The organism is Mycoplasma pogonae (assembly GCF_054170725.1).
This window is the reverse complement of record NZ_JBSWZS010000011.1, coordinates 15,303-40,677: the sequence shown is the minus strand read 5'-3', so window position 1 is coordinate 40,677 and position 25,375 is coordinate 15,303. Positions and strand designations below refer to the sequence as shown.

General features: G+C 27.5%; 23 protein-coding genes. 22 read left to right on the top strand and 1 reads right to left on the bottom strand.

Annotated elements, in window-relative coordinates; all coding sequences use genetic code 4:
* The first annotated feature begins 48 nt into the window (after window positions 1-48).
* From efp to ACW95P_RS03930, 9 genes are all read left to right on the top strand, one after another.
* Window positions 49-606 carry an elongation factor P gene (gene efp / locus ACW95P_RS03970; protein ID WP_457961947.1) on the top strand — a complete coding sequence of 186 codons (558 nt, stop codon included), beginning with the start codon at window positions 49-51 and terminating at the stop codon, window positions 604-606.
* Window positions 606-914: an MMB_0454 family protein gene (locus ACW95P_RS03965; protein ID WP_457961945.1), complete on the top strand. Its 309-nt coding sequence runs from the start codon at window positions 606-608 to the stop codon at window positions 912-914. The genes efp and ACW95P_RS03965 overlap by 1 nt, the downstream gene beginning before the upstream one ends.
* Window positions 907-2,757: a transketolase gene (locus ACW95P_RS03960; RefSeq protein WP_457961944.1), complete on the top strand. Its 1,851-nt coding sequence runs from the start codon at window positions 907-909 to the stop codon at window positions 2,755-2,757. Before ACW95P_RS03965 ends, ACW95P_RS03960 begins: the two co-directional genes overlap by 8 nt.
* Before the next feature lie 147 nt (window positions 2,758-2,904).
* Window positions 2,905-3,138 (top strand): preprotein translocase subunit SecG, encoded by a 234-nt coding sequence (secG, locus tag ACW95P_RS03955; RefSeq protein ID WP_457961943.1) that lies wholly within the window; start codon window positions 2,905-2,907, stop codon window positions 3,136-3,138.
* A gap of 58 nt (window positions 3,139-3,196) precedes the next feature.
* Window positions 3,197-5,392, top strand: coding sequence for a ribonuclease R (rnr, locus tag ACW95P_RS03950; RefSeq protein ID WP_457961942.1), 2,196 nt, complete (start codon window positions 3,197-3,199; stop codon window positions 5,390-5,392).
* A gap of 401 nt (window positions 5,393-5,793) precedes the next feature.
* Window positions 5,794-6,594, top strand: a complete 801-nt coding sequence (locus ACW95P_RS03945) for a hypothetical protein (protein WP_457961940.1) — start codon at window positions 5,794-5,796, stop codon at window positions 6,592-6,594.
* A 424-nt stretch (window positions 6,595-7,018) separates the two neighbouring features.
* Window positions 7,019-8,197 carry a hypothetical protein gene (locus ACW95P_RS03940; RefSeq protein WP_457961938.1) on the top strand — a complete coding sequence of 393 codons (1,179 nt, stop codon included), beginning with the start codon at window positions 7,019-7,021 and terminating at the stop codon, window positions 8,195-8,197.
* 105 nt (window positions 8,198-8,302) lie between these two features.
* Window positions 8,303-8,650, top strand: coding sequence for a hypothetical protein (locus ACW95P_RS03935; protein WP_457961937.1), 348 nt, complete (start codon window positions 8,303-8,305; stop codon window positions 8,648-8,650).
* A complete protein-coding gene (locus tag ACW95P_RS03930) occupies window positions 8,644-9,069 on the top strand; it encodes a hypothetical protein (RefSeq protein WP_457961935.1) in 426 nt (141 codons plus the stop codon). The genes ACW95P_RS03935 and ACW95P_RS03930 overlap by 7 nt, the downstream gene beginning before the upstream one ends.
* Before the next feature lie 375 nt (window positions 9,070-9,444).
* Here ACW95P_RS03930 and ACW95P_RS03925 read toward each other — a convergent pair whose 3' ends face one another.
* Entirely contained in the window at window positions 9,445-10,764 is a 1,320-nt protein-coding gene (locus tag ACW95P_RS03925; protein ID WP_457961934.1) for a DDE-type integrase/transposase/recombinase, read from the bottom strand.
* Window positions 10,765-11,161: 397 nt separating this feature from the next.
* Here ACW95P_RS03925 and glyA point away from each other — a divergent pair, with 397 nt between their 5' ends.
* From glyA to atpA, 13 genes are all read left to right on the top strand, one after another.
* Window positions 11,162-12,418, top strand: coding sequence for a serine hydroxymethyltransferase (gene glyA / locus ACW95P_RS03920; RefSeq protein ID WP_457961933.1), 1,257 nt, complete (start codon window positions 11,162-11,164; stop codon window positions 12,416-12,418).
* Window positions 12,419-12,440: 22 nt separating this feature from the next.
* Window positions 12,441-13,286: an Hsp33 family molecular chaperone HslO gene (locus tag ACW95P_RS03915; RefSeq protein ID WP_457961932.1), complete on the top strand. Its 846-nt coding sequence runs from the start codon at window positions 12,441-12,443 to the stop codon at window positions 13,284-13,286.
* 3 nt (window positions 13,287-13,289) lie between these two features.
* Window positions 13,290-14,060: an ABC transporter ATP-binding protein gene (locus ACW95P_RS03910; RefSeq protein WP_457961931.1), complete on the top strand. Its 771-nt coding sequence runs from the start codon at window positions 13,290-13,292 to the stop codon at window positions 14,058-14,060.
* The gene (locus ACW95P_RS03905) at window positions 14,060-14,887 is read left to right on the top strand and encodes an ABC transporter permease (RefSeq protein ID WP_457961930.1); all 828 of its coding nucleotides are present in this window, start codon (window positions 14,060-14,062) and stop codon (window positions 14,885-14,887) included. The genes ACW95P_RS03910 and ACW95P_RS03905 overlap by 1 nt, the downstream gene beginning before the upstream one ends.
* A 1-nt stretch (window position 14,888) precedes the next feature.
* On the top strand, window positions 14,889-15,293 hold the full coding sequence (locus ACW95P_RS03900; RefSeq protein WP_457961929.1) for a CinA family protein: 405 nt from the start codon (window positions 14,889-14,891) through the stop codon (window positions 15,291-15,293).
* A gap of 1 nt (window position 15,294) precedes the next feature.
* On the top strand, window positions 15,295-18,585 hold the full coding sequence (locus tag ACW95P_RS03895; protein WP_457961928.1) for a DEAD/DEAH box helicase: 3,291 nt from the start codon (window positions 15,295-15,297) through the stop codon (window positions 18,583-18,585).
* Window positions 18,586-18,681: 96 nt separating this feature from the next.
* Window positions 18,682-20,805: an ATP-dependent Clp protease ATP-binding subunit gene (locus tag ACW95P_RS03890; RefSeq protein WP_457961927.1), complete on the top strand. Its 2,124-nt coding sequence runs from the start codon at window positions 18,682-18,684 to the stop codon at window positions 20,803-20,805.
* A gap of 257 nt (window positions 20,806-21,062) precedes the next feature.
* Window positions 21,063-21,482 carry a hypothetical protein gene (locus ACW95P_RS03885; RefSeq protein WP_457961926.1) on the top strand — a complete coding sequence of 140 codons (420 nt, stop codon included), beginning with the start codon at window positions 21,063-21,065 and terminating at the stop codon, window positions 21,480-21,482.
* The gene (locus ACW95P_RS03880) at window positions 21,476-22,234 is read left to right on the top strand and encodes a F0F1 ATP synthase subunit A (protein ID WP_457961925.1); all 759 of its coding nucleotides are present in this window, start codon (window positions 21,476-21,478) and stop codon (window positions 22,232-22,234) included. Before ACW95P_RS03885 ends, ACW95P_RS03880 begins: the two co-directional genes overlap by 7 nt.
* A 76-nt stretch (window positions 22,235-22,310) precedes the next feature.
* On the top strand, window positions 22,311-22,628 hold the full coding sequence (gene atpE / locus ACW95P_RS03875; protein ID WP_457961924.1) for an ATP synthase F0 subunit C: 318 nt from the start codon (window positions 22,311-22,313) through the stop codon (window positions 22,626-22,628).
* A 24-nt stretch (window positions 22,629-22,652) separates the two neighbouring features.
* Window positions 22,653-23,261, top strand: a complete 609-nt coding sequence (gene atpF / locus ACW95P_RS03870) for a F0F1 ATP synthase subunit B (RefSeq protein WP_457961923.1) — start codon at window positions 22,653-22,655, stop codon at window positions 23,259-23,261.
* Window positions 23,254-23,796 carry a F0F1 ATP synthase subunit delta gene (locus ACW95P_RS03865; RefSeq protein ID WP_457961922.1) on the top strand — a complete coding sequence of 181 codons (543 nt, stop codon included), beginning with the start codon at window positions 23,254-23,256 and terminating at the stop codon, window positions 23,794-23,796. The genes atpF and ACW95P_RS03865 overlap by 8 nt, the downstream gene beginning before the upstream one ends.
* Window position 23,797: 1 nt before the next feature.
* Window positions 23,798-25,372 (top strand): F0F1 ATP synthase subunit alpha, encoded by a 1,575-nt coding sequence (gene atpA / locus ACW95P_RS03860; protein ID WP_457961921.1) that lies wholly within the window; start codon window positions 23,798-23,800, stop codon window positions 25,370-25,372.
* Window positions 25,373-25,375 lie beyond the last annotated feature (3 nt).

Below are 25,375 nucleotides of genomic sequence, written 5' to 3'. Positions count from 1 at the left end.
TAATTTAAAATTATTCAATCAAAAATCAAAATTCAGGAGAAATAATCTATGTTAAATGTTAATGAATTTAAACCAGGAATTACCTACCAAGAAGATGGGCAATTATATATTATTTTGGAATCACAACATTCAAAACAAGGGCGTGGACAAGCAACAGTTAAAGCAAAAGTAAAAAACTTACGTACTGGAGCAACAACTATTAAATCTTACACTGGCGGTGACAAAGTTGAAAAAGCTCACATCGAAAAAACTAATATGAATTATTTATATGATGATGGAACAGGGATTGTGTTAATGGATGAAAACACCTATGAGCAAATTACGATTGATGCTGATAAAGTTGAGTGAGAAAAAAACTTTTTAGTTGAAGGTCAAAAATTATCAGTACGTAAATTCGGGGAAGAAGTCTTAGATGTAGAATTACCAGTTAATATTGAACTAAAAGTTGTTTCAGCACCTGAAGCTGTTAAAGGTAATTCAACTTCAAATCCTCAGAAAAAAATTGTTTTAGAAACTGGATTTGAAATGGATGCACCATTATTTATTAAAGAAGGTGAAGTGATTATTGTTTCAACTGAAACTGGAAAATATGTTGGACGTGCTTAATGGAATATGTAATTGTTAATTACAATTTAAATAATACTTATAACATTCATCGTGATGTTTTTACAAAAGTAATTAATAATGCTTTGGAAAAACATTCTGAAATAATTTTGCTAAAACCAGTTGAAATTATTTTAGTAGAAAAACGCACCAATATCAAAATTTATGTTGATTTTGCAATTAAAAAAAATTATACCTTAGCTGCAGTTGCTGAGACGATTAAAGCAATTATTCAACAAGAAGTGAAAAATATTATTGGAATAGACCCCAAAAATATTCAATTAAATTACCAAGGGAGAAAAGATGATTAAAACAATTAATCAATTAGCTATTGATACATTAAGTATCAATGGTGTAGCTGCAGTTAATAAAGCTAACTCAGGACACCCAGGGATTGTGTTAGGTGCAGCACCAATTTTGCATACTTTATTTACAAAGCACTTAATGTTTGATCCTATTAATCCAACATGGGTAAATCGTGATCGGTTTGTTTTATCAGCTGGACATGGTTCTGCACTGTTATATGCTGAATTGCGTTTATTAAATTTAATTACACAAGCAGATCTAGAAAATTTTCGTCAGTTAGATTCACTAACCCCAGGTCATCCAGAATATGGTCACACTAAAGGGGTTGAAGCAACAACTGGACCTTTAGGACAGGGGATTGCTACAGCTGTAGGTTTGGCAATTGCTGAAAAACATTTAAATGCTAAGTTTCCAGAAATTAATCACTATACATATGTTTTATGTGGTGATGGCGATTTACAAGAAGGGGTTGCAAATGAAGCCTTATCACTTGCAGGACATTTTCAATTAAATAAATATATTGTTTTATATGATTCCAATGATATTCAATTAGACACTGCCGTAGCAGCTGTATCAACTGAAAATTGGAAACAAAAAGTTGAAGCTATGGGATTTGATTACCAACTAGTAACTGAAGCGACAGTTGAAAAATTAGATGTAGCAATTGCTAAAGCAAAACAAAGTTTAAAACCTAGTTTTATTGAGGTAAAAACAATTATTGGACATAATGCTCCAAAAGCAGGAACATCAGCAGTTCACGGAGCCCCACTTGGAGCTGATTTTACAGTTTTAAAACAAAACTTAAATTGAACTTATGATGATTTTGAAGTTCCTGTTGAAGTTGTTGATTATTATCAAGCAACAATTTTTACAAGAGGAAAAACTGCTTTTGAAACTTGAAAAGCTTCACCGGAATTAGAAGCATTTTTAAGTAATAACAATAAAATTACGTTAACACTTGATTTAAAAGCTAATGATGCAACCCGTTCATCATCAGGGGCGGTGATTGCTCATTTAAATAAAGAGTTACCAAATTGAATTGGTGGTTCAGCTGATTTAGTTTCTTCTACTAAAGCTGGTGGTGGTGATGGCGATTTTTCAGCAACTAATCCAGCAGGGCGAAACATTTTATTTGGAGTACGTGAATTTGCTATGGGTGCAATCGCTAATGGTTTAGCATTGCATTCAAACTTTAAACCATTTGTATCAACATTTTTTGTTTTTGCTGATTATTTAAAACCAGCAATGCGTTTAGCTTCATTAATGAATTTACCAGTTGTCTATGTTTTTACACATGATTCAGTATTTGTTGGTGAAGATGGACCAACCCATGAACCAATCGAACAATTGGCGATGTTGCGTTCAATTCCAAACTTCGGTGTCCTACGCCCAGCTGATGAAAAAGAAGTTTTAGGAGCCTATGAAGTGGCACTGAATTCTACTCATACACCACACGCTATTGTTCTAACGCGTCAAAATATCATAACATTACCGGAAACTTCACAAACAAAATTTGCTGAAGGAGCTTATTATTTGATTCATAAACCAGACAATAAATTTACATTATTAGCAACCGGTTCGGAATTAGCGCTTGCACATCAATTAGCAACTGAATTAAATTGCAATTTAGTTTCAGTTTCAAATTGAAAACAAGATCAAGCAATTTTTTGGGATCCGCAGTATGCAATTTCATTAGAAGCAGCAACTACTTTTGGCTGAGGTAAATACGCTAAGTACAATTTTGGATTTGACACTTTTGGATTATCAGGTCCTGGACAGTTAGTTTATGAACGTTTAGGATTTGGTTTTACAAATCTACGTGATAAAATTAGCAAAATTATTAAATAATTATTTTCTAAATTTTTTATAAACAAGTTTTTTATAAAGCTTGTTTTTTATTTTTTTAGAGTTGATTGATTAAAAATGCCAATTATTTAATATAATTGATAAATAATTTATTTTTATCTCAACTAATTTTTTATATAAGGAGAAATAATGGTTGCTGCCTTAACTGCAATTTTAATGATTTTAGCTATTGTAATTATTGTTGTGTCATTTTTGATGTCACCTGATTCTAATGGTTTTTCCGGAGCTTTAGTTGGTTCTGGTGATTTGGATTTATTTAAAGTTTCAAAAGAAAAAGGATATAAAAAAGCTTTAAAAATTGTCATGTTTTTTGCTGGTATTTTTTTACTAGTATTTGCAATTGTCATTCGTATGTTTTATTAATTTAAGTTTAAAAATAAATTAAACAGCCTAACTATCATAATGAATAAAAAGAAAGTCTATGAATTTTAACAAAGAAGCAATTATTAATTTTATTAAACAACAAAAAAATCGTACTACCAATTATTTAACGCTTGTAAAAGGCTTGAAAATCCTCGCACAAAACAACCGTGATTTTTCATTATTTTTAAAAGAAATGGTTAAAAATGGTGAATTATTAATTGTCAATAAGGATATGTATGCAGCTCCATTATTTGTGGGAGAGTTTAAAGGAATTTTAGAAGTTAACCCCAAAGGTTTTGGATTTGTGGCGCAAAATGCTGATGGAAAAAATTTTGAAGAGCAAAATAGTGTATTTATCCCTAAAAATTATTTAAATTCAGCATTCAATGGTGATTTAGTGGCTGGGAAAATTTATGAAAATACTGAAGATGGCATTACTAAACAATTTGGCTTTGTTACCCAAATTTTAGAGCGTAATATTAAATATCTAGTTGGAAAAATTATTAAAAATGGCAGCTTTTTAGATTTTGAGCCTATCAATGAAATTTATCGTGCTCGTTATCGTTTTGTTGATCAAAATAATTTAACTGAAAATGATGTTGTTAAAGTGGAAATTATAAAATTTGGCTTAAATTTTATTTCAATTAAATTACTGAAAATTTTAGGTCAGTATAATAGTGCTTTTATTGATATTCAAACTGAAATCGAAATTGCTGATGTGCCTGCTGAATTTGGTGCTGAAACAATTGCAGAAGCTGCAAAAATTCCTAATAAAGTTTTACCAGAAGATCTTCGAGGTAGAATTGATTTAAGAGATAAAATTATTTACACAATTGATGGTGATGATACTAAAGATTTTGACGATGCTATTAGTGTTGAAGAGTTGCCAAATGGCAATTATGTTTTAGGTGTACATATCGCTGATGTAACGCATTATGTCAAAGAAGGAACAGCTTTGGATAATGAAGCTGCGGCTCGAGGAACTTCGATTTACTTAGCTGATCGAGTAATTCCGATGTTACCAGAATCTTTGTCAAACGGAATTTGCTCATTAAACCCGCATGTTGATCGGCTAACATTAACAATGGAAGCTGAAATTGATCAGAATGGAAACAATATTTCAATTAAGATTTACCCTTCAGTAATTAATTCTTACAAACGCTTAACATATAAACAAGTTAATGATTTTTTTAACAATCAATTCAAATTTGATGACCCCAAACTTGAGGCATCACTAAAACGTGCCCAAAAATTAGCCAATATTATTAGAAATTATAAAAATCAACAGGGTTATGTGGATTTTGAAATCGAAGAATCAAAAATAATTTTAGATGACCATGGTAAAACTATAGCCATCAAACCAACTGAACGTGGTGAAAGTGAAATGCTAATTGAAGATTTTATGGTCCGAGCTAATGAAGCAGTTTCAGAAACGATGGCAAGTAATCAATTTCCCTTTATTTATAGAATTCATGATAAACCAACATTAGAAAAAATTGAAATGTTACAAAACATTTTAAAAATATTAAAAATTAATGTTCAAATCCCGACTACAGGTGATCCAAAAGACTTTTCAAAAGCTATTGAAGCTGTTAAGGCTGCTAACTTTGACAACTTTGTCAAAATTTTATTACTTAGAACAATGCAAAAAGCAATTTATTCAGAAACTAATATTGGTCACTTCGGTTTAGCTTCTGAACATTATTCGCACTTCACTTCGCCAATTCGAAGGTATCCTGATTTACTAGCACATCGGATTATTAGAAATTTATTATTTAATGAAAAAACAGATTTAATTAATCATTTCCAACAAATTATTCCTGGACTTGCTAAACTAAATAGTGCTAGTGAACAAAAAGCACTTGAATTAGAACGACGTGTCGCTGATATTAAAAAAGCGGAATTTTATGAATCCAAAATTGGCATGAAATTAACTGGGCAAATTGTATCTATTTTAAAATTTGGCTTTTTTGTTGAATTTGAAGATAAGGTAGATGTTTTAGTTCGAAAACAAAATTTACCAGGGAAAAATTGAGAAGTAGCAGCTGATGGTTTTAGCATTACTAATGGCAAGGACAAATACCAAATTGGTGATGAAGTTGCAGTTATAATTTTGCAAACTAATAAAACGCAAGGTAAAATTGATGCTGTAATTGCTAGCGATTATGAGTGATACAAAGAAAATGAAAAACTTTTCCTAGAGCAGAAAGCCAAAAATCGCAAAATGCGCGCTCAGAATCAAAGATATAATTAACTATATCAAAATTTAAATTTGATTTCCTCATATTTATTTTTTGTAGTTATGACATCTTTTTCAACAAATTTTTTAAAAATAATACTTTCATTTTTTTTGTTCATAATATTTTATTATTTCATTTTGCTTGAAAATTTATAAAAATATAATATAATTCGCTTGAAGTGTTTAGAGTTGTATTTAAATAAATACATTTCATATAATTAATTTCAGAAATTTATTAAATAATAGTTTTTTTTAGCTCATTAAAAGTTGGGTGTATTTTTTTATTTCAAAAAATATTTTTGGAATATAATTTTATTGTTAGTTGTTCAAAAAATAATTTTATTTTTAAAATATTTTAACTAACAAATAAATAAACAGCTATATAGCTATTACTTTTAAGGAGAATTATTTATATGATGAAAGTTTTATTATTAGGTTTAGAAACGACTTCAAGTTTATTAGTTCCTAATAACTCAAAAGTTAGTGCAAATTATAATGAATTATATACTGAAAAATTTAAATTAGATAGTATAAAAATTTTTAATTTAATATCTTCATACCCTTTTCAAGAAATAAATAAGGTATTTAATTTACCATTGTTTAAAAATGAAAAGCATAAAGTTATTTTTTTTGAAGAATTTAAAAAAAGCAACCCAATTTACAAAAAATTTTATGCTGATGTAAGTCATTTATTAAATTCTAAATCTAGAAGAAAAAAAAGAGCTCTTTTTGGAGCTCAACAAAGAATAGAATTAGAAAAATTATTAAATGAATTAAATTATATTAAAGAAGATTTAGAAACCGAAAGAATTGCAGCTATCGCTTATGGAAGCGTAGGTGCTGCGGGTATTTTAACAGGAGCTGGAATGGCTATTAGTGGAGTTTTGGCAGCAGCAGGGCCTATAGGATGATTAATAGGTTTAGGAATCGGAATAGCTGCTATTTCATCTGTTCCTACAGCAACTGCAATTGGAATAGGAACTAATTCACACATTAGAATTGCTGAAATAAGAGAAAAAACAAAAAAATTAGAAGAATTAATTTTGATTGTTAATAAAAGTGACTGAGATTTTTCGCTAGAGGAAAACACAAGGTATGAAATAATTAATTTTATACAAAATTTATACTCATTAAAAAATAATCATTTAACATACAAATTGAATGTTGATTTGCAAGAAATAGCTTCGTACTTCCATTACAAAAAATCTTCATACTAACTCAAATGAATTTTAAAAAACAACATTTATTAAATTTTGCAAAAAATAACAATATCACTTTTTTTTATTTAAATAAATTAAGATGATTTATTTTCAGAGATGTTATTTTTAATTTAATAATTTTTATTTTTTTAATTTTTGTAGCAACATTAAGTTGAGTTTATTTTTTGTTTTTAAAACAGCCAAAATCTAATTTATTATTTATTATTATTTTATTAATGGTAATATTCATATATTTGTTGATAATTTTTTTATTTTTGATATTTAATATAAGAGTTATAAAATTAACGAAATTGTACAATGTTATTTTAAAAAACAAAAATGAAATTAACAACAAAAATGAACTTGAAAAGGTGATACACATAAATTTTGATTTAAATAAATACAAAATTAATAAATATTTAAATTATTTAGATAAGGAAAAATGAAAGATATTTTAAGTTATTTATTTTCTCTAAATCTAAATTTTAAAATTATTATTCAAGGAAGTTTTGCATTAAAAAAATATAATCTAATTTCAAGAGAACCAGCTGATATAGATATATTATTTAGTTCTGACGAAAAAAATATTGAATTATCTGATAAAAAATGATCTATTTTAATGAAAAATTTTGATGTTACAAAAAAAATTATTGATAATGATATATTTAAAAAGTATGAAGTTAATTGAGCGGGGAAAAAAATTATTTTTGAATGTCTTTTAACAAAAAATATCTCTAGTGAAATGTATAAAATTATAAAGAATAATGTTTATATAATTACAAAGGAGTATGCTTTACTTACAAAAATATCTCAACTTTCTAAGATTATTTTTTTTGATACAATAATTTCAAAAGAAGTAAATGTTAATAAATTGATCAATGTCATTAATGACATTGATAAGATATCACTAAAGTTATTTTCTAAAAAATTTATCTTTAAATGTAAAAAAATTTTATATAAGTCTATACATTTAGATAATATAACATGGTTTTTTTACTTTGATTATAATATGAATTTGTTTTTAAAAAATTTTAACTTACTAATTAATATTTTGAAAAAATTCAAATTAAGAGAACATGTAATTTTGTTTTTAGAATATATCTATATACATTTTTTCAATAATGTAGTTTACAAAAAAATGGAATCTTCAGATATTTTTATAAGTAACAAAAATTTGTTAATGCATTATTTAGAAAAAAAGAAATTCAATCAGACCTTAGATATATTAGATACAAAAGGTAAAATAATGATTGATTTATTTATTGAAAACAAAAATATAAAATTTACAAATCAAAGAATTGGTAATGTAATTAATTATGAAAATGCAAATTCTATTTTTTATTTTTTGAAAAAAGTGTTTTTTGTAAAAATGAAAAATAAATTAAACATAGATTTTAGGATAGTTTTAAAATTAAAAAGAGATGCTAATTGAAATTTAGAAAATTTAACAATAGCTAATGACTCTAAATTAAAAAATATTTTTAAAAAAAATAAAATTCCTTTTGTAGAAAATGCATTATTAAAAAGTAACGAAATTGCAATACCGATTTCTGAAAAAGAAAATAAAATTATTTTGGAAAACATTTTTCTTATGATTAATTTTTTAAATGTTTTAATATAGCTTAATTATAAAATTAATTGATTATTAAATTCAAAGACAATATTATTTTTTTAACTAAAATAAATTGATATTATTATTTTTATTTTATTTTAAGGAGAATTTATTATGATTAAAGAATTATTATTAGGAGTTGGAGCTGTTTCTACATTAGCGGTTCCTAGCCCATCACAAGTAACACCAAATGAAATGTATACAGAAAAAGATAAAATCGATTTTTTAAAAACAATAGATTTTATAGCTTCTTTTTCCTATTCAGAAATAAATGAGGCTCTTAATTTACCTTTATTTAAAAATGAAAAAATAAAAATTATTTTTTTTAATGAATTTAAAAAAAATAATAAAACATACAATCAATTTAAAAAAGAAGTTGGTAATTTGTTAAGTTCTAAATCTAGAAGAAAAAAAAGAGCACTTTTTGAACCGGAGCAAAGAATTAAATTAAAAAAATGTTAGAAGAACTTAAATATAATAAAGAGCTAATTATTTCAAAGAATTCATTGTTCAATTCCCACATAAATAATATAGGAAAAATTTCAGCATTAACCAGTATTATTTTTGCTCCGCTTGCATCTAGTTTATTTTTTATAGGCACTACATTAAGTTCACTAATTATTGCCAAAAATTTTAATGAATCAAAAACACAAGAAGAAATACAAAAATTAGATTTTTATATAGATGAACTAAAGAAAATACAAGATGATGTAGAACTTCTTAATGGAGAAAAACAAGAAGAAAAACTTAGAATAGTAATTTCTAAATTTATAGAATCTTTGAAAAAAAATGTAACTTCATTCAGAACTGATATAGATATTAATGATTTTAAAAAAGAAAACAATAAATATTTTTCAAATTATCGAGGTTCAGTTTATTAATAAAATATAAATTAGTTGTTAGTTTTCAAACGAAACTTGCACTTTTTTTAAAAAATATTAATAATTGATATTAAGTAATAAATAACATAATGTTTAAACTTCTATATAAACTTTTCACATTTTTGTTGTTCATTATTTGTTATTTATTTTTCAAAAAACCATTCTTTTTCGACCTAGGGGTCATCAAGAGTGGTTTTTTGTTTTAGTTTATCACTCAAAGTTATAAAAGCGTGCTTAAAGTAAGTATTTATAAGAGTTTGTTAAATTTAAAAGCTTAAAACTATTACTTAAAATTCAAATATTTAATAATTTGTATAAAAAAATGCAACGTAAAAATACGTTGTTAAATTGCATAAGTATTAATGTTCAAAAGCTTTATAACTGCTGATGCGAATAGATAATTTCAAAATCCAGTGCTGATTCTTGCCTTAAGTTATTGATTTCTTCAATAAAGAGATTTATAAAATTAGCTAAATTGTAATTTCCAGTTTTTTCTAAATTAGATTTTAATTTTTGAGCGATTTTTGTAATAAATTTGTAAAATGAACTTTGAATTCCATATAAGCCCATTAATTTTTTAACTATCGTTACTTCAATTGGTAATTTATTACGAATTGCATAACCTTCTATTTCGCTAAGTTCTTCGCTTCTAATGGGGCGTGATTTGTATTTAATTCCATCAATAATAAAATATTGGTTACCATCACTTGCTTGCACAAATTGGGAGTTTTGTTTTAGGGTAAAATAAACTCTTTGATTATTAGCATCAACCGGAATTAAAGTTTGATTATTAAATCTTGCAACACCCAAATTTAATGTTCGATTTAAATTTAAATTAATTTCTCAATCATTGTCATTTAATTTTTGAAAAACACTTTCAATACCAGTTTCAGATTTTTGATATTTTGTATTGTAAAAATCAATAATTTGATCAATTCTATCTTCGAATGTTTTAAGATCTACAACACCAATTTGTGGCAATAATGAAGGGAAAAGTTTTTGCACAGTACGAAATGAACGCTCAACATGAGGTTTAAAAGTAGGGGAACTTGATAGCGAAAGTAAAATACCATGCGATTCTAAAAACTCTTGAAAACTAGTTTTAGAATTAGAGCCGCTTCAAAAAGTTCTTCTCCGATCAGCTCTTATCTCTGCGGGTTTTCCATATTTTTTGAACAAAATTTCTAAAAGCTTTTGATAACCAATATTTGTTTCTTTTTTCTCAACTCAAAAAGCTAATAACTTTCCAGTTCTAACATCAATAGCGTGAAATATTGTTAATTTTTCTTTGTAGTTTTTTAATTTAAAATTATGCTCGCATGCGTCAATTTCAACAACTTCTCCAAATTTTAAATTATATTTTTTCTCTAAAATAACTTTTTGCTTGCTGTATTCTTGTTGACTTTTATCCATTTTTTCAATTTTTTGTACAAGATCGGATTCTAAGTTTAATTTTTGTTTTTCTAATTCTTTACGAATAGCGCTCGCGTTTTTGCGTTCTTTTTTAGTGCTGTGTTGTGTAGCAAAACCTAGTTTACGCAATTCTTTGTAGCATGTTGAATAAGAAGGTAATGCAAAACCTAAATTTTGCATTTGTTTTAATTCCAAATCATAAAAAATTTTGAAAGGTTTTGCAGCATTAACTGTATTTTTAGCATCTTCGAGTGTTTGAATTTCGCAACTTTCTAAATACAATCTTAAAATTTCAAAAAAAATTCATTTAGAGTGTTTGCGTGCATTTTGATTATTTTTATTTTTATGCTGGATAGCTGTGTAAATATTGTCAACTTTTTCAAAAACTCGTTTTTTATTTAAAACGGTTTTGTAAGATAAATTTTCTTTTTTAGAAACCCACGTTAAACTTAGCGGGTTTGATTATAAAATCTTAAATATTTTTAAATTTTTAATTTCATAGTTTGTTAATGTATCTAAATATTTATTCATTTAAAAACTCCTATGCAAACTTTTCCTTTTTCATTAACAAAATTATATGAACTCTTGTTTGAAAATACACAAAATTCTTGAATATTTTTTTTAAAAAAATACTTAACTAATATAATAGAATTAAATAAACAAAATTTAAGGAGACATAATGTATAAAAAAATGAAACTACATGACAAAATTATTGCTGATGCAATTAATAATGAATTAAAACGTCAGCAAGATCATATTGAATTAATCGCTTCAGAAAATTATGTTTCTGAAGATGTTTTAAAAACTAATGGAAGTGTTTTAACTAATAAATATGGTGAAGGTTATCCCGAAAAACGTTATTACGATGGATGCGAAAATGTTGACATAGTTGAAAATACTGCAATTGAGCGATTGAAAAAACTTTTTAAAGTTAAATTTGCTAATGTGCAACCTTATTCAGGTTCAATAGCTAATGCTGCAGCTTTTGCTGCTGTTTTAAAACCAGGTGACAAAATTTTAGGAATGTCACTAAATTCTGGTGGTCATTTAACTCATGGTTACAAAATTAGTTTTTCCGGAATTATTTATGAAGCTTATAGCTACGATGTTAATGAGCAAGGTTTCATCGATTATGAGCAAGTATTAAAAATTGCGCAAAAAGTTAAACCTAAATTAATTATTTGTGGTTATTCAGCTTATTCTCAAGAAGTAAATTTTGTAGAATTTAGAAAAATCGCTGATGCCGTTGGCGCTTATTTATTAGCTGATATTGCTCATATTGCAGGTTTAATTGTAGCTGGACAGCATATGTCACCAGTTGGCTATGCTGATATTATTACAAGCACAACTCACAAAACATTAAGAGGTTCACGGGGAGCTTTTATTTTAACTGATGATGAAAAACTTGCTAAAAAAATTGATTCAGGTGTTTTTCCGGGGCAACAAGGTGGACCACTATTTCATGCCATTGCCGGGAAAGCTGTAGCATTTTTAGAAGCCCAGCAACCATTTTTCAAAAAATATGCTAAAAATGTTGTGGCAAATGCTAAAGCCTTTGCTAAGCAATTTTTAAAATTACACGTTCCAGTTATTTCTGGTGGAACTGTAAACCATTTATTTATCATTGATGTTTTAAAAGGTTATAACTTAAGTGGTAAAAAAGCTGCCGAAATTTTATCAAGCATTAATATTACAACTAATAAAAATAGCATTCCCAATGATACTTTAAGTCCTATGGTAGCTTCTGGAGTGCGTTTGGGAACAGCAGCTATGACTTCAAGAGGATTTGGAAAAAAAGAATTTGTTGAACTTGCTAAAATTATCAATAGCGTTTTAAAACATCCTGAAGATTTAAAATTACATCAAGCTGCCAAAAAACAGGTTAAAGCACTTACAAAAGCTTTCCCAATTAAAAAAAGTTACTGAGAAAATTAACAAAAAGTAAGGAGAAACTTCAATGGCTTTTACTAAAATTATTTTAAGAGATCAGGTACAAATTTTGATTTCTGATACAACTGAAGTTGCTCAAAAAATTATTGATATTCAAACTCTTTATCCCTTACCAGCACTAATTTTAGCTAATGCAGTGGCGGCTTTTGGACCACTTGCATTTATGAAACGAAAAATTAAAGATTTAAAAACTACTTCCCTAATGAAAACTAGCGGTGCTATGAAAATGTTAGTGGTGGAATCAAAATCAAATGGCGATGTACGCGCGATGATTGGTAATGATAACATTGAAACTGAGTATGATCAAACTAATTTTAATGACATTCCGCTAATTTTAGGAATTGGTGATTCGGGTTATTTAAAAATTATTCATCAAATTAATGGTGAAAACTTTGGAAGCGAAGTCCAACTAGCTAATGGTGATATTATTACTGATTTAGTGTATTATTTCGATGTTTCAGAACAAATTAAAACAGCAGTAAGAACTGGCGTTGTTTTTGCAACTCCGCAAAAAATTGCGCGAGCTTATTCCGCTATTTTTCAACTTTTACCAAATGCAACAGAAGCAGATATCAATTGAGTTCAAGATTGCCTTAAACAATATGATTTAAAAACAATGGACATTGATGCTTATATCACTGCAATTGGTGGTTTGGAGTTGGAAACTAAACCATTACAATGACATTGTAGCTGTTCATTTGAAAAAACATTACAAGCAGCTTTATTATTATCGAAAGAAGAAATTACTGAAATTTTAGCTACTGAAAATCTAATTGAAGTAGTTTGTGATTTTTGTAAAACAAAATATAATTTTAACGCTCAGGATTTAGAACAAGAATCAAAAGAAAGGTAGTATATGGAACCGATTATTTCATTAGAAAATGTTGTAAAACAATACGGCAAAAAAACTGTTTTAGAAAATTTTAACTTAAAAATTTATAAGGGTGATCGAATTGCATATTTGGGTGGCAATGGTTCTGGAAAAACTACAACAGTTGAAATTATTGCCAAAATTAAAAAACCTACTGGCGGTAAGGTATATCATGATCCTAATTTAAAAATTGGAATTCAATTACAAGATAGTGTTTATCCATTAGGAATTACAGCACGAAATTTAATTAAATTTTATTTACAAGCATTTAATTATGGGTCAATTAATGACCCAGAAATTCAACAAAAAATTAAATTATTTCGATTAGAAAAATTATTAGATAAAAATATTTCTTCTTTATCAGGTGGTCAAAAACAACGGATTAATATTTTATTAGCTTTAGTCCATGAACCAAATTTTTTAATTTTAGATGAACTTTCAACCGGTTTAGATATTAAAATTCGGCGTGAAATTCGAAAATATATTGTTGAGTATTTAGATCAAAACCCTGAATGTTCACTAATTTTAGTCACTCATAATGTGAGTGAAGCTTTACAAATGTGTAACAAAATTATTTTTCTTGAAAAAGGAAAAATTATTGTTAATGATACAATTGAAAATATTGTCAAAAAAGAAGGAACTATCCAGCATTATGTTGATAGTATTTTTGATGATATTTATTCTAGTAATGATGTAGAAGAAAAACCGAATTTAATGCAAAAAATTAAAAAATTATTTAAAAGAAAGGATGAATAATGTTTGCTGTTGTTAAATTAATTAACAGTTATTACTGAAGAGGGTTTTTTGGTCCTTTCTTCACTATTGTTTTCCCGATTTTGATTTTACTATTAATGGGAAATGTAACTTATTCAAATACACTAACAATTTTAAAAAACCAAAATTTACCTGAAGTAGCAATTGAAGAATCGATTTTTAGTTTAGGAAAACAAATTGTTGTTGGAATTTTGATTTCCAATGTTATTGGTAATGGGTTGATTTCATTTCCACTAACAATTATTGAATTTAAAAAAACTTCACTAATTAAACGAATTGGCTCAACTAATGTTAAAGCTTCACACTTTATGGTTTCGAGTTTAATTTATCAATTAGCTTGAACTTTATTTCATATGCTTTGAGTGCCACTTTTAGCAATTATTATTTTGGGTGGCAAAGACTATTTAAGTTGAAAAATTGCATTAAACATGAATTTATTGGAAGTTCTACCATTATTAATTTTGTTGTTTTTCTTAGCAATGTCAATGGGGTTGCTGATTATTTCTTTAGTTAAAAGCACTGTTGGAGCTAGCTCAATTATTAACTTAATTTACTTACCAATTTCTTTTTTATCAGGAGGATATGGAAATGGTGAGCCTAATTTTGAATATGCACCAGAATTAAAATATATTACATATTTATTACCAACTAAATATGTAACTGAACCAATTTATAAAGTTTTTAATGCTGGTTATGCTGAAGCTTATGAATTAATGGGATGGCAACTATATGGGTTTCCATTAATTGCAATCGGAATTATTTGCTTTTTTCTATTTATTGCAACAAAAAAATTTAAATGAGGTGAATAATTTGAAGCAAGTAACATTTGCCAGCGTTGAATCATTCACAGGTGGAGCCTTTGCTTATGAAGTAATCAAAACACCTGGAGCTTCGCAATATTTTAAAGGAGCATTAGTTACTTACAACAACGAAATTAAAGAAAAACTAGGTGTTGATACTGTAAATGGCGTTGTCAATGCTGATGCTGCTAAGGCTATGGCTACACAAGGAAAAATTTTTTTTAATGTTGATTATTGTTTTGCTTTCACTGGTAATGCCGGTCCAAATGTTTTAGATAATAAACCAGTTGGCTTGGTATACATTGCAATTAATGAGCAAGTTTTTGAATTAAATTTAGCAGGCTCACGCATTGAAATTATTCAGCAAGCAATTAGTTTTGCAATTAGGCATTTCAAAGAAATTCAAAGGGGTTAAAATGGCAATATTTGAAGATTTAAACTTTAAAAAAAATACCCATATTAATGAATTAAATGTTTTAAACAGCAATAAATATAAAACATTATTAAATAATTTATTAGTTATTAATAATAAAGCCGATAATGCTGTCTTTACTAAAATTGGTGGCATCAATTTAGATTTAAGTAGTTTACTATCCAAAGCAGAACTACAAAAAGTTTTTAGTAGAGATGAATTTAAAATTAAAATTAAAGAAAAAAATTCTTTTGATTTAATTGAGCAAATTCAAGAAATTCATGATTTTTCGGCCTTGGAAGATTTTTTAACCCAAAATCACATTGCTGTATATCAAATTTTGCTAAAAAAATTAAAAACCGATTTTAAAGTTGGTAAATCCCAATTAATTCAAAAAATCGAAACAGATAAAACAATGTTTTTGAAACGTTGAAAGTCTAATGTTATTAAAATTACTAATATTTATCAAGAAACTAATATTTGGCCATTATTTGTTTCAACATTTTTTATTTTATATAGTGATGGTAAAGAAACAATTTATGCACCTCTATTACTAAAAGAGGTAGAAATTATAATCGAAAACAATGATGTCTTTTTAGTTTCGCGGAGTAGCTCAGTTATTGTTAATGATAAAGTAAGTTTTATTCTAAATGAGTTGCTAAATATTGACTTACCTAAAAAGAATTCTCAAGTTGAAAAAGTTACATTACAAGAAGCTAGTGAAGAATTTTTAGAAAAAACTCATAATTTATTTGTCAATAGTAAAACTAATGTTAATTTTTTAGCAAATTTTGAAAAAATTAATACTAAAAAAGATTTGCAAAAAACTAAAACTCCATTAACGATTATGCCGGGGCTTGTATTAAATTTATGTGCTCCACTTGGCGGAAACTTGCGTGAAGCTGTAATTAATTTAATTGAAAATAAAAAAATTGACAATTTAGTTAACGTTGATGTTTTAAAAGATTATAGCAATATTGCACTTGATAAAATCTTGAACCATGAAGACATTGTGCGGGTAACTCCGACTGATATTTCTCAAGAAAAAGCAATTTTAGGCGCTCTTGATCATTCAGCAATTATTATTGGTCCACCAGGAACTGGTAAATCCCAAACTATCGCTAACATTTTGACTAACATTTTAGCCAATAATAAAAAAGCCCTATTTATTTCCCAAAAAAAAGTTGCACTTGATGCTGTATTAAAACGAATGGATAGTTTATCTGATTTAATGTTGCAATTTACAAGTCAACAAAAATCAGATAAAAAAGAAAAAGAATTTTTTTACCAAATTTTAAAAAATAAATTAGATTACATTAAGAAAAATTCACAAATTCAGCAAAAAAAAGTTTTTGGAAATCATTTTGTTGAAAATATTGAAATTGAATTTTCCAAAATAAAAGCAAAAATTTATCAGGAAACTGATTATGATTCTTTTATAGCTTTTACCCAAATTTTAAAAATTTATAATTTAAAACTAGGGACAACTTTTAATTTTGAAAAGTTTCAAAGCGATTTTTTAATTTGTTATGATGCCTTTAATAAATTTTCAGATTTTGAAACTTTTAGTAAATATTGAGAAAATTACTCAACTGACAAAAGAACAATGGCGCAAAGCATGCGCAAAATTAGTAACACTATTAATTTATTAGTTTTTAAAATTAATTTATATGATGCAGAATTTAAAACTTATTATGAAATTTTGCAAAAAATTAAGCAAGTTGATGGGTTTAGTAATTTTAAAGCTGAAGAATTTGCATTATTTAATCAAATTAGCAATATAGATTTATTAAAGCATTTTATTGAATATTATAAAATTGAGACATTACATGAAAAAATGCTTAAAAATAAATCGCTAGATAACACTAATTTAAATAAAATAAAAGAAATTGTTGCTCTAAATTCAGCTCTTGCTAAAAAACGAATTGAAGAGTTTATTAAAGTGCCTGAAAATAATAAACGCTACCGTGCTTTTAATGGCCGGGTAGAACGTTCATTTACTCAGCCGCAATTATTTATCACTCTGTTTCGCGACATTTTGAAAGAAATGTTTGATGTTGTTGTAGGAACACCAGAACAGTTAGCAACATTTATTGATTTTGATTTCGATAAATATGATTATGTTATTTTTGATGAAGCTTCCCAAATGTTTTTTGAGAAAGCTATTCCTTTTATTTCGATTGGAAAAAAATTGATTGTTGCTGGTGATGATCAACAAATGCAACCTTCAAACTGATTTTCAAAACGTTGAGAAGATGAAGACTTTAATAATGAAGAATCAGAAATTACTTCTTTATTAGATTGAGCGCGTCAACAGGGGTTAGAAAAATATCATCTTGAAATGAATTACCGTTCTCAATCTTCTGAATTAGTGCTATTCTCTTCAAAGTTTTTTTATCAGTCTAATTTAAAGGCGATTGATAATAAAGATATTCAAAATAAAACAGCTTTAGAAGTAATCGAAGCTAATGGAGCTTGAAATTCAGGAGTTAATGAAATTGAGGCTGAAAAAACTATTGCAATTACTAAACAAAATTTTGCAACTTATAAATCAATTATCATTTTGACATTCAACGGTAAGCAACAGGATTTGATTTTTCAAAAAATCCTTAATAATGAGCCTGAATTATTGAATGCTTTAGAGAATGGCAAACTTACTATTAAAAATATCGAAAATATTCAAGGAGATGAAGCTGATTTAGTCATTGCTTCTGTTGTTTATGACAAAACAACTAATTTAACGGGGGTATACGTTGTTTCTGGAAGTGGTAAAAATGCTTTAAACGTTGCCATTACTAGAGCTAAAAATAAAATGATTGTTGTTAAATCGATTCACTCATCAGAAGTAAAAATTAAAGATGAAAATAATGATAATAAAATAGTATTCAAAAAATGGTTGGAATATTTGGAATTACAAAGTATTGATCGAAAAAATTACACTTTGATTGCTAGTTATGAAAACTTAGATTCACTAACTAATTTCCGTGACCAAGTTTATAAATGATTAAAATTACAAAAATTTCAACAAGAATTCAAAATTAAAAAAGCTTTTTCAATTGGTTCTTATAAAATGGATATTGCTCTTTTAGATTCTGAAAGTAATGAGTTCATTTTAGGAATCGATCTAGATGCCTATTTTAATTATGATGATTTTAAAAATATGTTTGGGGATATTAAAAAACGAAATTTTATTAAAGCTAAAAATTATCCTATCTATCGAATTACATTAAACAAATGACATTTATATAAAAAACAAATTGCTAAAGAATTATCTGATTTACTAAACAAAAACTAAATATTTTAAAAAATTAGCACTCTTTTATTACGAGTGCTAATTTTTATGATATAATTATTAAGTTGATTTAATAAATCATTTACAAGGAGGCAATTTATGGAAATGAGTTATACACCAAATCAAGAAGAAAAAAACCCTTTAAAAACATATGGAAGAAATCTTACTGATCTTGCGAAAAATAACAAATTAGATCCAGTTATTGGTCGTGATGATGAAATTAGAAGAATCATTCATATTCTTTCAAGAAAAAATAAAAATAATCCCGTTTTAGTTGGAGAACCCGGAGTAGGTAAAACAGCTATTGTTGAGGGATTGGCGCAAAAAATTGTTGAAGGAAGTGTGCCTGAAGATTTGAAAGATAAAGAAATTTATGAAGTGGATTTACCTTCATTAATTGCTGGAGCTTCATACCAAGGGCAGTTTGAAGATCGATTAAAAAAATTAATGAAAGTAATTGATGAAGCTAATGGCAAAATTATTGTTTTTATTGATGAAATTCATATGCTAATTGGTGCGGGTAAAAATGGTGGTGGAGCAATGGACGCTGCCAACATCATCAAACCTGCTATGGCACGGGGGCAAATTAAATTAATTGGTTCAACTACTTTAGATGAATATAAAAAATACATCGAAAGCGACCCCGCTCTAGAACGGAGAATGCAAAAGATTTTTGTTAAAGAACCTTCAGTTGATGATACAATTACCATTTTACGGGGAATTAAAAAACGTTTTGAAGAGTTTCATAAAGTAAAAATTTATGATGAAGCATTGGTAGCGGCTGCAAAATTATCAAACCGTTATATTTCAGATCGTTTTTTACCAGATAAAGCAATTGACTTATTAGATGAAGCAGCAGCATCAACCAAAACTGAAATGAATTATCTGCCGGAAAATTTGGAAAAAGCATACCAAAAAATTACTCAACTAGAAGTTGAAAAAGCTGCTAAAAAATCTTTGAAAGACCCCGAAAGTAAAACTAGAGTTGTTGAAATTGAAACTGAATTAAATGAACTTCAAGCAGCTGCAAAAGAAATTAAAACTAAATGAGATCAAGAAAAAAATGTTATTAATGAACTTGCGAAAATGAAGCAAGATTTAAGTAGTTTAAATCATAAATTAGTTGTGTTTCAAAATGAAGGACGTTACAAAGAAGCTTCAGAAATTGCATATTCAAAAATTCCTGAATTAGAGAAAAAAATTGCTGCTTTTGAGCAACAAAATCAAAGCAATTCCATTATTAGAGAAACCATTACCCCGGAAGATATTGCTAAGGTTATCTCGAAATGAACTAAAATTCCATTACAAAAATTAGTACAAACACAAAAAGAAAAATTATTGGAGTTAGAGGCTAATTTAAATGCTCGTGTTAAAGGTCAAGCGAAAGCAGCTCATTTAGTTGCAAATGTTATTTTACGTTCAAAAGCTAATATTAATGATCCGGATCGCCCAATTGGTTCATTCTTATTTTTAGGACCAACTGGAGTTGGTAAAACTGAATTATCACGTTCATTGGCAAGTAACTTATTTGACTCCGACAAAGAAATGATTCGTTTAGATATGTCAGAATACATGGAAAAACATTCAGTTGCTAAATTAATTGGTTCACCCCCAGGTTATGTAGGATATGAACAAGGTGGGCAATTGACTGAAAAAATTCGTCGTAAACCATATTCAATTGTATTATTTGATGAAATAGAAAAAGCTCACCTGGATGTTTTAAATATTTTATTACAAATTTTGGATACTGGAACATTGACAGATTCACGTGGTCGTTCAGTAAACTTTAAAAATACCATTATTATTATGACTTCAAATGTTGGTTCAGAAGACATTTTGAATGGCAAATTAGATGATAAAAACATTACAAAATTATTAGTGAATTACTTTAGACCAGAATTTATTAATCGAATTGATGAAATTATAGCCTTTAATAAATTAGGTAAAGATGTTGTGCATGAAATTGCAGAATTTGAAATTAAAAAATTAGCAAAATCATTAAAACAAAATTACAATATTAAACTAGAAGTTACTAAATCATTAATTGATCATGTAATTGAAAAATCATATGAACCAGAATTTGGAGCTCGTCCAATTAAACGTTTTGTTCAAAAAAATATCGGTTCAGAATTAGCAAATTACTTAATTTCACATGATTTAAATGATCTTACAGCATTAAAAATGGATTATCAAGATTCCAAAATTGTGATTAGCGTAATTTAAATTATTACAAAATCCTAAAAACCAAAACAAGAAATTAAAAACTTGTTTTGGTTTTTATTATTTTCTTAGTTTTTGATCAATTAAATTTAGTACTTATTTTAAAAGCTTAAAAGCTGCTATTAGTACTTTTTACAAGCAAAAATAGAGCTTATAAAAAATAAAATTTTTTGTTTTGTTTTTTCAAAAAAGGAATAAAATAATAAGGACATAATTTAATTTGATTAATTCAAAAGCTTATGTCATAGTTAGGAAAAAATATGTTTTTAAGTAGAAAAATAATGCTAACCTGATCAGGACTTTTTTTATTTGGTTTAGTTATTTGTTTACTACTTATAATTAAAAGTGAAAAATATATATATGGTTGATTATGAGGACTAGTTCCAAATATAATTTTTTTATTATCAACCTTATATTTTTTTAACCAAAAAAAGCTTTTTAAAAGTGAAAATAAAAAATCATTAGTGATTTTGTTTTTTGTTTTTAAAATGTATATAAATGTCTTTGCGATTGGTGGTTTAATAGTTTTACTTTTATATGTTAATTATTGAAGTGGCACGAATTGAAGCTTAGCTTATCAAGCACCGATTAGTATTTTTAGTTTTTTAATTGTAATTGTTTTACCAATGATTGCAATTTTGATGGCAACGTTAATAAAGAGGAAGGCAAAAAAATGTTAGAAAAATTTATTGGCAATTGGGCTCAACCACAACTTTTTACACTAGTTTTCATTACAATTTTAATTTCTATTTTGGCAATTGTAGTATATTTCAAAGTTGTTAAAGTTAAAGCGCATGAAGTTCCAAATACAGTTGCCTTAATTGCTGAGCAATATGTTTCAGTGGTTGATAAAATTGTTCAAGAAACAGGAAATGGAAAAACAAATAAGTTTGCTCCTTATTTATTTACTTTGTTAACATTTTTAATTTTCGGAAATTTAGTTTCACTAATTGGGTTAGAACCAGTAGCTGTCTCTTATTCAATTCCTTTAACCTTGGCTTTAATTACTTGAATCGGGATTTACTTTATTGGGTTTTTATATAACAAAATTAAATGATTGATGAAATTTGTTAAAAACCCACTAGAAATTGTTGGGGTTCAAGCATTGCTATTGTCGCTATCGTTCAGGATTTTCGGAAACATTATTGGTGGTTCAGTTTTAATTTTATTAGTTAATAGTTTCACTGGAGTGATTTGACAAATGATTCCACTTCCAATTTTTAATCAAATTAATTTATTAGGAGCTATTGCAACTATTCCACTTCGGTTTTACTTCGATATTTTTGGAACCTTAATTCAGTGTTTTATTTTCTTTTTATTGACTTCAATTTTTTGAGGCGCTGAAGCAAATGAGAGTGAAGGTCATGAAGTGGTTGAAAAAATTAAAAATCACAAATTACGCAAATTATTTTTTAAGAAAACTAAAAATTAACAATACAAAATTTTTTAAAATTTTAATTTAATTAAATGTCTTACATTATTTCTATTTAGAGGAGTTTATTTATATTATGGCTAATTTATTATCTACACTAGTAACACTAACAGAAGGAACAACTAATACTACAACACAAGCTGCAACACAAGTTAGTGGCGGAATTTCGATCGGAAAAGGATTAATGGCTGTTGGAGCTGGATTGGCGATGATCGCTGCTTCAACTGTTGGGGTTGGACAAGGGATTGCTGTCGGTAAAGCGGTATCAGCAATCGGACGTAATCCGGAAGCTGAAAAAGTTATTCGTACAAATTTAATTATTGGACTAGCGATTGCTGAAACTTCAGCGATTTATGGTTTTGTTATTGCTCTTATTTTAATTTTTGTTGGTTAGAATCTAGATATCGGAAATTCAAACATGGAAAAATACCACATTATTCAGTTGTTAAACGATACAACCACCCAAACTAACCAAAATGTAACACCAGCTGCAACAAATCAGTCTGAATTAGGAAAAGATATGACTGATTTGTTTAGTCGGCTATTTCCTAATGTTTATGTAATGTTAGCAACAATTATTTCATTAATTATTTTAACAATCATTCTTTATCATTATGTACAAAAACCAGTGCGTGAAATGATTGCGCGGCGTAAAGCTTTTATCCAAGAAAATATCGATAGTTCAGTAGCGGCGCGACAACAAGCGCTTGAGTTAGAACAACAAAAAAATACTGAATTAACTGAAACACGAATTAAAGCTAATAACATTATTCAAAATGCGCGCTTGGAATCAGAAAAAATTGCTTTAGAATATGCTGAAAATGCTAAAAAAGAGTCTAATCGCATTTTAGAAAATGCGAATAAGGCAATTAAATTACAAGAACAAAAATTTAATGAAAATGCCAAAAAACAAATTGTTGATGTTGCAATGGAAATGGCTCAAAAAGTTTTAGAAGAAAAAATCAATAAAGATGAAGAAGCTCAAATTATTGATAAATTAATTAATAAAGAGAAGCAAAGTGATTAGTTTAGAAATTAACTCATTTGCAAAAGCGTTGTTTGATTTAGGTGTTGAAACTGCTAAGATTACAACTTTTTACAATAATGCAATACTAGTGAAAAAAGTTTTACAAACTAATGATGATTTACTAAAATTTTTGAAAAATCGTCGAATCGATAGTGCAGAAAAGCATATTTTTTTAAACAATGTTTTTACTCAAAGTGTTGACTCATTATTTTTAAATTTTCTAAAACTTTTAGTAGACAAAAACTTTAGTCATCATTTAGAGGCGATTTTAGAAACTTTTATCAATATTTATTATGAAAGTGAAAATATTTTGCATGGCGTAGTTTATTCAACTAATCAACTTGATTTAAAAGTTATGAATGCTTTGGAAGAAAAAATGACACAAAAATTTGGCCAAAAAGTAATTTTAAAAAATAAAATTGATCCAAAATTAATTGCTGGAATTAAAATCAAAATTAATGATTTTGTCTATGAAGACAGCATCAATTCCCGTTTAAAACAAATTGGTGAAAAAATTTTAAGAGGAGATAATTAGCATGGCAACATTAAAAGCTGAAGATATTGCTTCTATTATTAAAAAACAAATTAAAAATTATGACCTAAAATCAGAAAATGCTGAAATTGGTGAAGTTATTTCTGTTGGTGACGGAGTTGCTGTTGTTTATGGTTTAGATCAAGTTCAATTTGGAGAATTGCTGCGCTTTGAAAACTCTGAAGCTACAGGATTGGCTTTTAGTTTAGAAGAAGAAATTGTTGGGGTTGTTATTTTAGGATCAGAAACTTCAGTTAAAGAAGGAACAATGGTTTATCGTACTAATGAAGTTATTTCGATTAAAGTTGGTGATGAATTAATTGGCCGAGTAGTTAATGCCTTAGGTAATCCAATTGATGGCAAAACAGCAATCACTAACTTTACAGAACGCGAAGTTTTTACCCCTGCACCTGATGTTATGTCGCGTCAAGAAGTGAATCAACCATTAGAAACAGGAATTTTAGTAATTGATTCAATGATTCCAATTGGAAGAGGACAAAGAGAATTAATTATTGGTGATCGACAAACAGGTAAAACAGCAATTGCAATTGATACTATCTTAAACCAAAAAGGTAAAAATGTTTTATGTGTTTATGTTGCAATTGGACAAAAAAACTCAACTGTTTCTCAAGTTGTAAATAAGCTAGAAGAATTTGGAGCAATGAATTACACTACAATAGTTGTTGCTGGAGCTAGTGAACTATCGCCATTGCAATATATTGCTCCTTATACAGGAGTAACTATTGCTGAAGAATGAATGTATCAAGGTAAAGATGTTTTAGTAATTTATGATGACTTATCAAAACATGCTGTAGCTTATCGAACACTTTCTTTGCTATTAAGACGCCCTCCAGGACGTGAAGCATATCCAGGTGATATTTTCTTTCAACATTCTTACTTATTAGAGCGTGCTGCTAAATTAAGCGATGAGCATGGTGGTGGTTCAATTACTGCATTGCCAATCATTGAAACTCAAGCCGGCGATATTTCTGCTTATATTCCAACAAATGTTATTTCTATTACTGATGGTCAAATTTTTACTAAAGAATCATTATTTAATTCTGGACAAAGGCCTGCGGTTGATATTGGGCTTTCTGTATCGCGTGTTGGTTCTGCAGCTCAAACAAAAGCAATGAAAAAAGTTGTTTCATCATTAAAATTAGAATTATCACAATATAATGAAATGCAAGCTTTTGCACAATTTGGTTCAGATTTAGAAGAAACAACTAAACAAATTTTGGATCATGGTGAAAAAGTTTATCAACTTCTAAAACAAAAACAGTATTCACCAATGAATCAACAAGATCAAGAAGTGGTATTGTTTGCAATTAAAGAAAAAATGATTAACCCAATTCCTAAAGATTACATTACAACTTTTAAAAATGAATTAATTAAATTTTTCAATACCGATCTAAGAGGTATGGCGATTGAAAAAGATTTAGCAAATACAAAAGCTTTTTCCGAAGAAACTTATAGACAAACTTATGATTTGGTACACGAATTTGTTAATGAGTTTGTTAAAACTATCCCTAACTATGACGCTTCACAATATCATCCAATTCCGAAATTAAGAAGTTAAGCT